Raw genomic sequence first — 14335 nt, 5'->3', positions numbered from 1 at the left:
TTGGAAAGAAAAGAACAGATGGCAATTATTGAAGGGCTTCTTTTTGTCGCAGGTGATGAAGGAATATATCCAGAACAAATAGCGAAAGTACTTGAGATTGAAGGGGAAGATGTCATTAAAATAATTGAAGAAATGCAAGAGACATGGGGAGGTGCAGGGCGTGGATTGCAAATTGTACAATTTGCAAAAGCATATCGCCTTGCTACTAAGAAAGAACATGCACCTTACTATCAAAAGTTAATGGACACGCCAACAGCTGCTTCGTTATCGCAAGCAGCGCTTGAGACGCTAGCCATTGTTGCTTATCGTCAGCCGATTACGAGAATGGAAATGGAAGAAATTCGTGGTGTGAAAACAGAGAGAGCATTACAAACATTAGTTTCACATCTTCTTATCAAAGAGGTTGGGCGCGCGGAAGGACCAGGACGCCCGATTTTATATGGGACAACGAAAGAGTTTTTAGATACATTTGGATTACAAACGTTAGATGACTTACCTACTCTTTCGGAAGAAAATGAACAAATGAATGAAGCTGATTTATTCTTCGGTTCGTTGCAAGAATTATCAAAATGAAGGAGCTGTCCCAAAAGCTTTTTTAAATGACTAAAACTCAGGGGGAAAAGTATTTTCTCCCTGAGTTTTGTTATTTTTTTGATGTTCTTCCTCAAACAAGCGTTTTTTCGCCTGTTTGAGGAAGTTGTGGGCTATGGCAATCCGCCCAAACTCAATCGTTACTTTTACCAATCCTCGTAAAGCTTAGCACTTTGCTAAGCTTTTTTGTATATGAAATACATAGCGTGTCATACTAAATGAAAAAAAGGAGGCAAGTTATGAAAGGGGTACGGAGTATTCTTTTGCTAGTTTCTGTTTTATTATGTTTTTCATTAAACAGCACATCGGCGAAACGATATATGATGTCTATTCATGCGGCATCCTTTTTTTCTATGCAACGTCCGCATCTTGGGAAAATGAAAGTAAGTTTTTTTAAGGTAGGGCAAGGTGATGCAACATTGATTACGTTACCAAATGGTCAAACAGTATTAATTGATGGAGGACCTTATGAAGCAGGAGAAGTCATTATTCAAAAGTTAATTGAAAAAGGAATTAATCATTTAGATGTTGTAGTAGGAACGCATCCAGATATGGATCATATAGGTGGGTTGATTCCAATTATAGAACAAATGCCTGTAGCACTTGTATTAGATAGTGGAAAAACGTATAGTTCTCTTACATATCATACGTATAGAAATCATATTAAAAAGAGAGGGATTCCATTTGTTCGTGTCAAACAAGGGCAATATCTCCCGTTAGATCCTCATGTGTCCATTCAAGTGCTGAATAATGGGAAATCAAAAGATGAGAATAATGAATCTTCTATTGTATTAAAGGTTCGTTATGGGAAAGCAGACTTTTTATTAATGGGGGATGCAGATGTACGGACGGAAAATAAAATAGTAAAGCGATATGATGTCCATGCAGATGTGTTAAAGGTAGGACATCATGGTTCTTATACATCAACAGGTGAAGCTTTTTTAAAAAAGGTAAATCCTCAATTTGCTATTCTTTCTTATGGGAGTAAGAATCCATATGGTCATCCACATCAAAGTGTAGTCAAAAGGTTAAAACGGCATGGTGTGATGATGTATGGGACAAATAAAAGAACGGTGGAGATTGAAACAGATGGGGAGCATATTAAAATGTGGTCAAATGCTCCACTCCCATTATTAAAGTAAAAAAGAGCAAGGTCCTTTTTGGAAAAAAAGAATAAGATATATTATAATGAAAATAAATAGAAATTTCCTTTTTAAGCAATAGAAAAGGAAATTTCACTTAAATGTATAGACAACTACTTGTGTGTATATTAAGATAAGATTAGGCAAATAGGTAAAGATAACAAGTAGGTATTTTATGGGAAAGGGTCGATAGAAATGAAAACGCAAATTGTCATCAACGCCAAAATTTATACAGGTCAAGAAGTAATAGAAAGTGGATTTATTCGTTATGTAAAAACAATTACAGAAATTGGTTTGATGGCTCAATATGTACCACAAGAAAATGAAGTTGTTTTTGATGCAGAAGGAAAGATTATTATTCCAGGTATGATTGATGTTCATATTCATGGTGGATACGATATTGATGCGATGGATGCAAATAGCGATGGTTTAGTAACCCTTGGTAAAGAAATGTTAAAAGAAGGTGTTACAACTTACTTCCCAACAACAATGACACAAGCTCCAGAGGCGATTGAATGTGCGTTACGCGCTGCAAAAGAAGCGAAAGAAAAAGGAGCGCATGTTGAATATATTCATTTAGAAGGACCGTACGTTTCTAAAAAACGTGCAGGAGCACAGCCGCTTGAACATATTGTCCCAGCGAATATTGAGCAATTTAAAAAGTGGCAAGAGGCAAGTGGGGGTTTAATTAAATTAGTAACATATGCACCAGAAGAAGAAGGTGCAATTGAATTTGAACAGTATTTAGCTGAAACGGGTGTTGTTGGTACGATAGGGCATACTGATGCAATCGATGAGCAATTAAAAAATAGAAAGATTACACATGCAACTCATTTATATAACCAAATGCGTGGTTTACATCACCGTGAGCCAGGAGTAGTTGGTCATGTGTTATTAAATCCAGAGATAATGGTTGAAGTTATTACAGATGGTATTCACATTCACCCTGATATGGTGAAATTAGCATATAAATTAAAAGGTCCTAAAAAAATGAGCGTGATTACGGATGCAATGCGTGCAAAAGGGTTAGAAGATGGATTGTACGAGCTTGGTGGGCAACCAGTGCATGTAAAAGACGGAAGTGCTCGATTAGAAGATGGCACGTTAGCAGGTAGTATTTTGAAAATGGACCAAGCATTCCGCAATGTAATTCAATTTACAGGGTGTTCAATTGAAGACGCGGTACTGATGACATCAGTGAACCAAGCAGAAGAGTTTGGATTAACAAATAAAGGTGCATTAGCAGTAGGAAAAGATGCAGACTTCGTTGTAATGAATGAAAATTTACATGTATATGATACAGTTCGTTTAGGAATTCATATGAAAGAAGGGAAGAAATAAGATGAATATTCTTGTTGTAAAATCCCCAGAAGAATTAGCCGAAGCAGGTTATAAATTAATCGAAAATGTTGTAAAATCAAAGGAAAATCCAACTTTAGGAATGGCTACAGGAAGCTCTCCACTTGGAATTTATGCAGAAATAAGAAAAAATAAACTTGATACAAGTCATGTAACCACTGTAAACTTAGATGAGTACGTAAACTTACCACATGAAGATAAAAACAGCTATCATTATTTTATGAAAGAACAGTTGTTTGATCATCTTCCATTTAAAGAAACTTATGTACCAAACGGGATGGCAAACGATTTAGAGGAAGAGTGCAAGCGTTATGAAGGCATTCTAGCAGCTAACCCAGTTGACTTACAGATTCTTGGAATCGGTGAAAACGGTCATATCGGATTTAATGAGCCAGGAACGCCATTTCATTCTCAAACTCATATTGTAGAATTAACAGAGTCTACACGCCAAGCAAACCGTCGCTTTTTTGAAAAAGAAGAAGATGTACCAACGCATGCAATTACGATGGGAATTGGAAGCATCATAAAAGCAAAACAAATTCTACTTGTTGCTATGGGACAGAAAAAAGCGGAAGCAGTTAAGGAATTATTGCAAGGAGAGTATAGCGAAGCGTGTCCTGCTACAGTTCTGCAGCGTCATCCGAATGTAACCGTAATCGCTGATCAAGAAGCTCTATCTTTATGCAGTGAGGCGATTGCTGATGAACATCGACAAGTATTCACCATTTCCGATCTATTATCAGATTCAAGAGTGGGTGAAACAGCTAATTGAGGACGGTGAATGGAAGCCGGGAGATAAAATTCCATCTGAAAATGAACTTTGTGATAAGTTTGAAGTAAGTCGTATGACAATTAGACAGGCAATTAATAACTTAGTGGAACAAGGGTATTTATATCGAAAACGTGGAATTGGCACGTTTGTTCAACTTCCAAAAGTGGAACAAAAACTGCAAGGGATGACGGGATTTACTGAAGATATGTTATCACGTGGGATGAAACCGAGCAGTCAATTACTAAGTTTTCAGCTAGTTCCTGCTACTGCTAAAATAGCGGATCGACTTAGAATACAAGAGGGAGAGTCGATTTATGAAGTGAGGCGTATTCGCTTAGCTGATGATGAACCGATTGCTTTCGAGACAACATATTTGTCACCAACTCTTGTGAAAGATATTAACGAAGAAATTTTGCAACAATCTTTATACGAACATTTAGAGAAAAAATTAGGTTTTAAACTTGTTCGTGCCGCACAAACAATTGAAGCTTCAATTGCAACAGATGATGAAGCTGAACATCTGCATATACCTAAAAAAGCACCTGTGCTTGTAATGAGACAATGGTCATATGCAGAAGGAGAATTACCATTAGAGTACGTAAAATGTATCTATCGTGGTGATCGTTATAAGTTTATTACGAATATTTCACGAAATAAGTAACTTTACTTTGTGAAATATAAAAAATACGACTCGTCCTTACTTGGAACGAGTCGTATTTTTATGTTGTGTAGCATTATAGTGTAAAACATGTTTTACAGCATCTTTTACAGAAGGAACAACATGTTTAGCGTGCTTTTTCACTTCTTCATCAGCTTGTGACATGGCAAAACTGTGAGGTGTAAGGTGAAACATAGGAATATCATTGTAAGAGTCACCAATACAAGCGATTTCTTCAGGATTTATTTGGAATTCTTTTGATAAAACAGAAATGGCTGAGCCTTTACTAATATTTGGAGGCATAACATCTAAGCATTGCTCAGCAGAGATAAACGTGCTAACTTTGTTTTTAAATGTTTCATTAATTTTCTTCTGAAGTGTTTGTAAATCTTCTTTTTTACCACCGACAGAAATTTTATTTGGGAAAATCGTGTCATCAATTTTTTTTAATAAATTAGGTTCTTCGATAGAAGTCATTGTAACTTGTTTTTCAAGCTCATGGATAAAAGGTGTTTTTTCTTCGATGTAATAATTGTGCTCATCACTTACATAACGAAAATAAGGTTCTTCATTTGTTATAGATAACAGATCAGGTAAAATTTCAGAATCAAATGTGGCCGATAATAATTGTTTATTTTCGTGTGTATATACAAAGACACCATTTACACTGATACGATGGAAATGAGTGCCCACTTCTTTCATTAAATCAGCAATTTCATTATCCAGTCGACCAGAAGCAAAACAAAGAATTATATTGTGCTCTGCGAGGCTACGAAGTGCCGCAATATCTTCTTTATCAATCAAACCGCCATGCTGCATCATCGTACCGTCAATATCACTTACAAACATTTTAATCATTGTAGTCGTGCTCCTTTCTATGTACGGTTGCTCTTAACATTATACGCATCTCGTGCAAACATGTCTAAAAAACGACTTTTTCGCGAACAGTAGATGTTTTCATTGACGAAAAAGAAGAATGTTCTGTAACATAAAGGCAGGCTATTTAAGGACGAGGGTGGTGTTATATGAATAATTGTCTAGAGATTAAAAAAGTTTTAAATAATAATGTTATCATCGCTAATCATTCTGAACATAAGGAAGTAGTAGTGATTGGTAAAGGGATTGGATTTGGAAAAAAAGCAAAAGATGTGCTTGAGCAGGAGCAAATTGAAAAAATGTTTGTTTTAAAAAATGAACGTGATCGTGAACAATATAAACTTTTAGTACCGCATGTCAGTGAACAGTTCATTGAACTAATGAATGATATTATGCTTTACATCCAAGAAAAAGCACAAGCGCCATTAAATGAACATATTCATATTGCTCTAACAGATCATATCTCTTTTGCGATTAAAAGGCTAAAACAAGGTTTGACCATTGATAATCCTTTTTTAGTAGAAACGAAAATGCTGTATCCAAAAGAATATGAAATTGCCGCGGGTGTCGTGCAAATGCTGAATTCTCGTTTGCAAATTACATTGCCAGAAGGAGAAATAGGATTTATTACACTTCATATTTATAGCTCGCTTACAAACTCTGAGTTAGCTTCTGTCAATCAAAACTCCCGTCTTATTGCCCAATTGGTAACTTTAATTGAGACAAATTTACACCTTACATTAGATCCAGAAAGTATTCATTATTTGCGTCTAATTCGTCATTTACAATATGCAATTGAACGGGTAAAAAAAGGGGAAAAAGTAGAAGAAGCACAAGGATTTGCTGATTTATTAAAGGCAGAATATCCAGTTTACTATAACCTAGCATGGAAACTTGTTAAGGTCATGCAAAAGGAATTGCAACTCCCTGTATATGAAGCGGAAAGTATATATTTGACGATGCACTTGCAACGATTAGTAAAGGCAGAACGCGTCTAACAAGTATATAATTTTGTCTAAAATGAAAACGTTAAAAAAAATGATTGAATCGCTTACAATTGTTTTGTATAATAGGTTTTGCAAAGTTATACAAAATTCGACAAACAAATTAAAGCGAGTAGTGAAAATATTTGCTTTAATAATAGTGAAATTATACGTAAACTTATTTTTGACACGTGTTACTGATTCGATCAGGCATGAGTAGAGAAAAGTAAGGAATGTAAGCTAAAGAAAGGGACATACTACCCTTTGTATAGTTATCGTTCTGTCTTTTTTCCTCATGCCTTTTTGGCGTTTGTCGAAAAGTACAATATAGATAAGAGAGGAAGGTTTTCCATGTTTAAGAAGATCTTTGGTGTTCTTCAAAAAGTCGGAAAAGCGCTTATGCTTCCAGTAGCGATTTTACCGGCGGCAGGGATTTTACTTGGATTTGGTAACGCATTTCAAAATGAACAGTTAACAAATCTAATTCCTGCTTTAAAGGCAGATTGGTTTGTCATGGTTGCAAAAATCATGGAACAATCTGGTGACATTATATTTGCTAACCTTGCGTTATTATTTGCAGTCGGGGTAGCAATTGGTCTTGCTGGTGGAGACGGGGTAGCTGGATTAGCAGCATTCGTCGGTTACTTAATTATGAACAAAACGATGAGTGTGTTCTTAGAAGTAGACAAGTTCGTGAAAGTAACTAGTACAGGGTCAGATCCAGTTAAAATCGGTTTCGCAGATCCCGCGTATGCAAATGTATTAGGGATTCCAACACTGCAAACAGGGGTGTTTGGCGGTATTATCGTTGGTATATTAGCAGCTTATTGCTACAATAAATATTTCAATATTGAATTGCCACCATACTTAGGTTTCTTTGCAGGTAAGCGTTTCGTACCAATCGCAACTGCAACATTTTCATTAATTTTAGGAATTTTAATGTGCTTTGTATGGCCATATATTCAAAGTGGTTTAAATACATTCTCACATCAAATGATTGATGCGAATAAAACGTTAGCAGCACTTATTTTCGGATTAATTGAACGCTCATTAATTCCATTTGGATTACATCATATTTTCTATTCACCGTTTTGGTTTGAATTTGGTCAATACACAAATGCGGCAGGAGAACTTGTACGCGGTGATCAAAAAATCTTTATGGCACAGTTAAAAGACGGTGTAGAATTAACAGCAGGTACATTTACAACTGGTAAGTATCCATTCATGATGTTTGGTCTTCCAGCAGCAGCATTAGCAATGTATCATGAAGCTCGTCCAGAAAATAAAAAATTAGCAGCTGGTATTTTAGGTTCTGCTGCGTTAACATCATTCTTAACAGGTATTACAGAACCGCTTGAATTCTCATTCCTATTCGTAGCACCAGTACTGTTTGGAATACATGCAGTTTTTGCAGGTCTATCATTCATGACAATGCACATTTTAGGTGTTAAAATTGGTATGACATTCTCTGGTGGTTTAATTGACTTCTTATTATTTGGTGTGCTGCCAGGACGTACACCATGGTGGTGGGTAATTATTGTCGGTCTTGTACTTGCAGTAATTTACTATTTCGGCTTCCGTTTTGCAATCCGTAAATGGAATTTAAAAACACCTGGTCGCGAAGTAACAACAGATACGAACGGTGCAGGAAAAACAGAAGCAGGAGAACTTCCACGCGAAGTATTAACAGCGCTTGGTGGTAAGGAAAATATTGCTTCTTTAGATGCTTGTATTACACGTTTACGTGTTCAAGTTAACGAGCAAAAAAATGTAAATAAAGATCGTCTAAAAGAGCTTGGAGCAGCTGGAGTACTTGAAGTAGGAAATAATATTCAAGCAATCTTTGGCCCGAAGTCTGATACGTTAAAATCACAAATTCATGATATTATGTCAGGCCGTACACCTCATGTAGAGAAAGAGGAGCCTGCAAAGGTAGAAGAAGTTGTACAAAAGTCTGATACAAATGAAACGCTTGTATCTCCAATTGAAGGTGAAATTTTACCGATTACAGAAGTACCTGATCAAGTGTTCTCAGGTAAAATGATGGGAGATGGCTTTGCGATTGAACCAACAGAAGGAACAGTTGTATCCCCAGTAGATGGTGAAATCGTCAATGTATTCCCAACAAAACATGCAATTGGTATTCAATCTGAAGGTGGAAAAGAAATTTTAATTCACTTTGGTATTGATACTGTAAAATTAAATGGTGAAGGCTTTGAAGCTCTTATTGCACAAGGTGATAAAGTGAAGCAAGGACAACCTTTATTAAAAGTAGATTTAGCATTTGTAAAAGAAAATGCACCGTCTACGATTACACCAGTTATTTTTACAAATTTACAGCAAGGACAACAAGTGATATTGAAAAAAGAAGGAACTGTCAAGAAAGGCGAAGCCGCTATTATTGACATTCAGTAAGAAATTGACGCAAAATGTTTATAATTATAATAGGTGATGTGGTTGACCGAATATCACCTATTATATAAAATAGATAGTGTAGTACTCACGTCTATACAACTAAAAATTATGTATTTTAAAGGAGATAAATAACTATGGAAAAAATTTTTAAAGTAACTAGTGACTCAGGAATTCATGCTCGTCCAGCAACTCTACTTGTAAACACAGCAAGTAAATTCGGTGCTGACATTAATTTAGAATATAACGGAAAAAATGTTAACTTAAAATCAATCATGGGTGTTATGTCTTTAGGGATTCAACAAGGCGCAGAAATTAAAATCACTGCAAATGGTGATGATGCAGCTCAAGCACTAGCAGCTATCGAAGAAACAATGAAAAACGAAGGATTAGGAGAATAATGACTCTTCATATTCAAGGGATTGCTGCATCAAGTGGGATTGCTATTGCGAAGGCTTTCAGACTTGAGAATCCTGAATTTAACATTGAAAAGAAAACGATTACGGATGAAGCTGCAGAAATTACACGTTTAGAAGCTGCGTTAGAGAAGGCGAAATCTGAATTAGAAGCAATCAAAGACCACGCTTTTGCTGAGTTAGGCGCAGATAAAGCTGCTATCTTTGAAGCGCATTTACTAGTATTGAATGATCCGGAGTTGGTAAATCCAGTTAAGGATAAAGTGAAAAATGAAAAAGTAAATGCTGAATTCGCAATGGATGAAGTTGCAACAATGTTTATTACCATGTTTGAAAACATGGATAATGAATATATGAAAGAACGTGCAGCTGACATTCGTGATGTAACGAAACGTGTGCTTGCACACTTACTAGGAGTTAACTTCTCAAATCCAAGCACAATTTCTGAAGAAGTGATTATTATTGCTGAAGATTTAACACCATCTGATACAGCACAATTAAATCGCACATATGCAAAAGGCTTTACAACTGATATCGGTGGACGTACATCTCACTCTGCAATTATGGCTCGTTCTATGGAAATTCCAGCTGTTGTTGGTACGAAAGTAGTTATGGAGAAAATTCAAAATGGTGATATCGTAATCATCGATGGATTAGATGGAGAAGTCATTGTAAACCCATCTGAAGAAACTCTTCGTACTTTTGAAGAAAAGAAAATAAAATTTGAAGAGCAAAAAGCTGAATGGGCGAAATTAAAAGATCAAGCTACTGTAACAAGCGATGGACATCATGTTGAACTTGTTGCAAATATCGGTACACCAAATGATGTACAAGGTATCATTGACAACGGTGGAGAAGGCGTTGGTTTATACCGCACAGAATTCTTATATATGGGTCGTGACAACCTTCCGACAGAGGAAGAACAGTTCGAAGCATATAAAGCAGTTCTGGAAGGGGTAAAAGAAGGTCAACCAGTCGTTGTTCGTACACTTGACATTGGTGGAGATAAAGAGCTTCCATACTTACATTTACCAAAAGAAATGAACCCATTTTTAGGATACCGTGCAATTCGTTTATGCCTTGAAGAGCAAGATGTGTTCCGCACACAGCTTCGTGCATTACTTCGTGCTAGCGTATACGGTAACTTAAAAATTATGTTCCCAATGATTGCAACTCTTGCTGAGTTCCGTCAAGCGAAAGCAATCTTATTAGAAGAGAAAGAAAAGCTTGTTAAAGCTGGTACAACAGTTTCTGATTCTATTGAAGTAGGTATGATGGTAGAAATACCAGCTTCAGCAGTATTAGCAGATCAATTTGCTAAAGAAGTTGATTTCTTCTCAATCGGAACGAATGATTTAATTCAATACACAATGGCTGCGGATCGCATGAATGAACGGGTATCTTACTTGTATCAACCATATAATCCAGCTATTTTACGTCTTGTAAAAATGGTGATCGATGCTGCTCATAAAGAAGGAAAATGGGCTGGTATGTGTGGTGAGATGGCAGGAGATTCACTTGCAATCCCGTTATTATTAGGTTTAGGATTAGATGAATTTAGTATGAGTGCAACATCTATTCTTCCTGCAAGAGCACAATTAAGTAAATTGTCAAAAGCAGAAATGGAAGAGTTAGCACAAAAAGCATTAATGATGTCAACGGCTGAAGAAGTTGTTGAATTAGTAAAAAGTATTTAAGTACAAAAAACCTGAGGCCAATGAAATCGGTCTCAGGGCTTTTTTTGTACATGAAGTAGGCAAGAGATTATTAGATAGCGATAGCAACAATATCATCTAGACAAACGCGTAAAAGTCCTGTGAAGTCATCTTCAAATCCATTTTCGCCGGCAGAGAATAATGCAACTCCATTACAAAAACCTTGAAATATTACGTTATTGAATGTTCCGTTGTCTTTTAACGTAAGAAGGGAAATGTTAGTTCCTATTGCAACATTTTCAAGGACGTTACATACCGAAAATTTTCTATTAAAACGCCCATTAAAATCTTCTTTTTCATGATGATGGCGATCTCTTTCTTTAAAGTTGTCACAACACCCAAAAGATCCAAACATACTCTTCATCACCCCTTTCATATTTATAATGTATGTGTTTTGTATAGGGGATGATTGGACAAAGCGTGTAGTTTTTACTAGGATATTTTCTTATTTTCATTCACTTGAAGTAGAGATAGTTGAAGAGAATTATAAAAGGTTATTTTCTACATAAAATAAAGACCACCTTCATAAAAGAAATAGGTAGTCTTTACGCTTTTTTACTTTTATATAAAACGATTATATATACGGGAAGGGCTAAAAGTAATGGTGCGATCGATCGCGAGGTATGTAATCCCTCTTCTAGTTGGAATGCTTTTTCTTTTGAGAATTGCAATATTGCAATATTTGTAGCATCACCAATAAAGTATAGAAGTAATACAGTAACGGCATAGCTTAAAAATGCAATAAAGCTTCCACATGAATTCAATAAAAATCCCTCTCTTGTTATCTATTTGTTACTATTGTATCATAATTGTAACAAAAAAGCACCCTTATATTCCAACTATACAACAAAATTCGACATAATACATCATGTTTTGCTAGGATAGATAAATTTATCGCATGATTTCTAATCATTATGTCGAATTCAAATGACATATATTACAAATAGATGAAATAAAAAAAACGAAGGGATTCACCTTCGTTTTTTTTATTTTGCCCATTCCGTTACTTCTTCCACACTCATACGTGGTGCAGGATGACCTTTTAGAGTAGATTCACCAATTGTAATAAGCATAATTGGGACGTAACGAGAAGAAATATGAAACTCTTCTATTAATGCTTGTGAATTAAAACCACCAATTGCACAAGTATCCCATCCAGTTGCTTTTGCTGCAAGCATAAGTTGCATTGCCGCTAAGGATGCATTTGAGAAAGCTGCATCTCGTGGATATTGCTCACGATTGTATGCAGATTCAATATTTTGAGCTAATCGTTCTTTCGCTTCTACTTTCATCAATCCTTGTTCCACAAGTGGACCGTAGACCGTTTCCACGTTCTTATATGCTTCTAAATCACCTAAAATAGCTACTACAGCAGAGGCATCAATAATTTGTTGTTGGTTGTATGCGATTGGAAGTAGGCGATTTTGAACATCCTTTCCTTGAAAAACAAGGAATTTCCAATGCTGTAAGTTCCAAGCAGATGGAGCTTGTGCAGCTGCTTTTAAAATTTGATGAAGTTCTTCAGCGGAAATCTCCTTTTCTGGGTTGAATGCACGATTCGATGTACGCTCGTATAAAACACTAAAAAAATCTTGTTTTGTCATTATATTTCCTCCAAATTATATATCAATTTTATGAAATAATGTCTATAAATTACTTATATTTAGTAAGTTGTCACTGTAAAGAATATAATATCTCTATTTTAATTGTCAAGTTTCTCGAATAGTAAGAAAGAGGGCGTTCGTACAAACGATATCCTTTGTGTAATCATACAATAAAAAGATAATTCACATTGGAGAATAGGGAAAATATAGCTCCTATCAGTAGGAGAATTCTTCGTCCTGCTGACGATTACACCTCACCAATCGGGTTCTTTTGATGACAGTTTCCTATAAAGTGAGAAATTTCGTTCATGAAGTTGTATGGGTGGCTTAATTCATGAACCAGGTTGTTACGGGCAGTAAGGCTCCCGCCTATCTTCCTTGCTTCTCTCTGAATCTTAAGGTAGGAGTCTTACTGCCCTAAAATAGCGAGATAAAAGGATCGTGAGGAATTCAGTAGAACAAGATATATGAAGTGAGTGAAGAACAGTGATAAACATACTACATTTTTTATTAGAGAATACGGTTTTTCAAAATGTATTGCAAGATCTGCGGTTGAACGTACTTTATATAGAAGAAGGCTGTAAGCATCAACATGCAATAGAAAGGGTACATCCTAAATGTATGTTTATAGCGAGCAGTTTTGCAGAAGGGGAGAGATTATTCGAAAGGGTTCATCCACAAGTTGTCATTATATATGTATCAGATTGTATACAAGTAGAACATATAAAACGGATATATGATTCGGAGATTGCTTTCATTGTAATTTGGGATCAGCCTGTGACATCAAAATTTGTAGATATGTTGAAAATAGGGATACGGAATATTGTTCTCCCCCCAGTAACGCCTCAAGCTGTATTAGAAGAAGTGAATAGGGGGCTCTATCAATTATCTTTACTACAGCAACTAGGCTTACAACAAGAACTGCTGCAAATGATATTTGATTTTCAAAATGATTTGTTGTTTATTGTTGAAGATGATGAAATTATTGATTGTAATACGAATTTTTTGCACTTTTTTGGATATGAAAATTTAATGGCTTATCGTGAAAATCATATCGTGTTTGCAGAACATTTTATTCAAGAGCATGGTTATTATGCTACAGACCATGACATAACGTGGCTCGATGATTCTTTAATAAAAGCTAGAAAAATCAAAATGTATAATGATAAGGGAGAGGAGTTTGTTTTTTTATTACGTGCAGCTGCTTTACCAGAAGATGTATCTAGATTTATTGTAAAGTGTACGGATATTACAGAATTAGATGAGTTATATCAGGAACAAGAGCGACTTGCTACAATTGATACTTTGACAGAAATATATAATCGTTTAAAGTTTCAACAAATATTAGAAGAAGTATGGAAAAATGCTCAGCGTAATCGTCAAAAAATGGCACTTATTTTCTTTGATATAGATGATTTTAAGAAGGTAAATGATACGTATGGGCATGATTTTGGTGACTTGGCCTTAATTCAGTTAGCCGAGCTGATGAAAATAAAAATTGATTCCAATTATACGTTTGCACGATGGGGGGGAGAAGAATTTGTTATACTTGTAACAGATACAACGGAAAAAGAAGCGTTTCAAGTTGCTGAATCATTACGTTTTTTTATTGAGACAAAACAATTCTCAAGTATTTCAAAGCTCACGGCGAGTTTTGGGGTTGCATTATACGAACAAGGGATAACGAAAGAAGAACTCATACAACGCGCGGACATTGCGTTATATGAGGCGAAACAAAATGGAAAAAATCAAGTTCGTATATATAGAAAAGGAAAAATGTAAATTTTTCGCAACAAAGTGTTGCGAT

Annotated in this window: 15 protein-coding genes; 10 read left to right on the top strand and 5 right to left on the bottom strand. The window is 35.7% G+C overall.

Going from position 1 to position 14335, the window contains the following annotated elements:
• Positions 1-573, top strand: coding sequence for an SMC-Scp complex subunit ScpB (gene scpB / locus MR063_RS01300; protein ID WP_242143626.1), 573 nt, complete (start codon positions 1-3; stop codon positions 571-573).
• A gap of 30 nt (positions 574-603) precedes the next feature.
• Here the strand turns inward: scpB and MR063_RS01295 are convergent, their stop codons facing one another.
• Positions 604-744 (bottom strand): hypothetical protein, encoded by a 141-nt coding sequence (locus MR063_RS01295; RefSeq protein WP_242192928.1) that lies wholly within the window; start codon positions 742-744, stop codon positions 604-606.
• An 86-nt stretch (positions 745-830) separates the two neighbouring features.
• Here MR063_RS01295 and MR063_RS01290 point away from each other — a divergent pair, with 86 nt between their 5' ends.
• The 4 genes from MR063_RS01290 to phnF all read left to right on the top strand — a co-directional run bounded on the left by MR063_RS01290 (position 831) and on the right by phnF (position 4525).
• Positions 831-1733: a ComEC/Rec2 family competence protein gene (locus MR063_RS01290; RefSeq protein WP_242192927.1), complete on the top strand. Its 903-nt coding sequence runs from the start codon at positions 831-833 to the stop codon at positions 1731-1733.
• Positions 1734-1928: 195 nt separating this feature from the next.
• Positions 1929-3074 carry an N-acetylglucosamine-6-phosphate deacetylase gene (nagA, locus tag MR063_RS01285; protein ID WP_242192926.1) on the top strand — a complete coding sequence of 382 codons (1146 nt, stop codon included), beginning with the start codon at positions 1929-1931 and terminating at the stop codon, positions 3072-3074.
• 1 nt (position 3075) lies between these two features.
• Positions 3076-3864 (top strand): glucosamine-6-phosphate deaminase, encoded by a 789-nt coding sequence (nagB, locus tag MR063_RS01280; RefSeq protein WP_242192923.1) that lies wholly within the window; start codon positions 3076-3078, stop codon positions 3862-3864.
• Complete coding sequence (phnF, locus tag MR063_RS01275) at positions 3794-4525, top strand: phosphonate metabolism transcriptional regulator PhnF (protein ID WP_242159503.1); 732 nt, start codon at positions 3794-3796, stop codon at positions 4523-4525. The genes nagB and phnF overlap by 71 nt, the downstream gene beginning before the upstream one ends.
• Positions 4526-4561: 36 nt before the next feature.
• On the opposite strand, the gene MR063_RS01270 is transcribed toward phnF, so the two are convergent.
• The gene (locus MR063_RS01270; RefSeq protein ID WP_242192922.1) at positions 4562-5380 is read right to left on the bottom strand and encodes an HAD family hydrolase; all 819 of its coding nucleotides are present in this window, start codon (positions 5378-5380) and stop codon (positions 4562-4564) included.
• 167 nt (positions 5381-5547) lie between these two features.
• On the opposite strand from MR063_RS01270, the gene glcT reads away from it, so the two are divergent.
• From glcT to ptsP, 4 genes are all read left to right on the top strand, one after another.
• Positions 5548-6396 carry a glucose PTS transporter transcription antiterminator GlcT gene (glcT, locus tag MR063_RS01265; protein ID WP_242143619.1) on the top strand — a complete coding sequence of 283 codons (849 nt, stop codon included), beginning with the start codon at positions 5548-5550 and terminating at the stop codon, positions 6394-6396.
• 336 nt (positions 6397-6732) lie between these two features.
• Entirely contained in the window at positions 6733-8796 is a 2064-nt protein-coding gene (gene ptsG, locus MR063_RS01260) for a glucose-specific PTS transporter subunit IIBC (RefSeq protein WP_242192921.1), read from the top strand.
• Between the two features lie 134 nt (positions 8797-8930).
• Positions 8931-9194: a phosphocarrier protein HPr gene (gene ptsH, locus MR063_RS01255; RefSeq protein ID WP_000411078.1), complete on the top strand. Its 264-nt coding sequence runs from the start codon at positions 8931-8933 to the stop codon at positions 9192-9194.
• On the top strand, positions 9194-10906 hold the full coding sequence (gene ptsP / locus MR063_RS01250) for a phosphoenolpyruvate--protein phosphotransferase (RefSeq protein ID WP_242192920.1): 1713 nt from the start codon (positions 9194-9196) through the stop codon (positions 10904-10906). The genes ptsH and ptsP overlap by 1 nt, the downstream gene beginning before the upstream one ends.
• 70 nt (positions 10907-10976) lie before the next feature.
• Here the strand turns inward: ptsP and MR063_RS01245 are convergent, their stop codons facing one another.
• The 3 genes from MR063_RS01245 to MR063_RS01235 all read right to left on the bottom strand — a co-directional run bounded on the left by MR063_RS01245 (position 10977) and on the right by MR063_RS01235 (position 12528).
• Positions 10977-11279 (bottom strand): DUF3915 family protein, encoded by a 303-nt coding sequence (locus MR063_RS01245; protein WP_242192919.1) that lies wholly within the window; start codon positions 11277-11279, stop codon positions 10977-10979.
• 190 nt (positions 11280-11469) lie between these two features.
• Positions 11470-11688, bottom strand: coding sequence for a hypothetical protein (locus tag MR063_RS01240; protein WP_242143615.1), 219 nt, complete (start codon positions 11686-11688; stop codon positions 11470-11472).
• A 222-nt stretch (positions 11689-11910) separates the two neighbouring features.
• Complete coding sequence (locus MR063_RS01235; RefSeq protein ID WP_242192918.1) at positions 11911-12528, bottom strand: nitroreductase family protein; 618 nt, start codon at positions 12526-12528, stop codon at positions 11911-11913.
• A 489-nt stretch (positions 12529-13017) separates the two neighbouring features.
• On the opposite strand from MR063_RS01235, the gene MR063_RS01230 reads away from it, so the two are divergent.
• Complete coding sequence (locus MR063_RS01230) at positions 13018-14310, top strand: sensor domain-containing diguanylate cyclase (protein WP_242193332.1); 1293 nt, start codon at positions 13018-13020, stop codon at positions 14308-14310.
• Positions 14311-14335 lie beyond the last annotated feature (25 nt).

It is taken from the genome of Bacillus cereus group sp. BfR-BA-01492 (assembly GCF_022662815.1).
Lineage (GTDB): Bacteria > Bacillota > Bacilli > Bacillales > Bacillaceae_G > Bacillus_A > Bacillus_A cereus_BD.
Note: the sequence above shows the minus strand (reverse complement) of the source record. Positions and strands in the feature narration are given on the sequence as shown.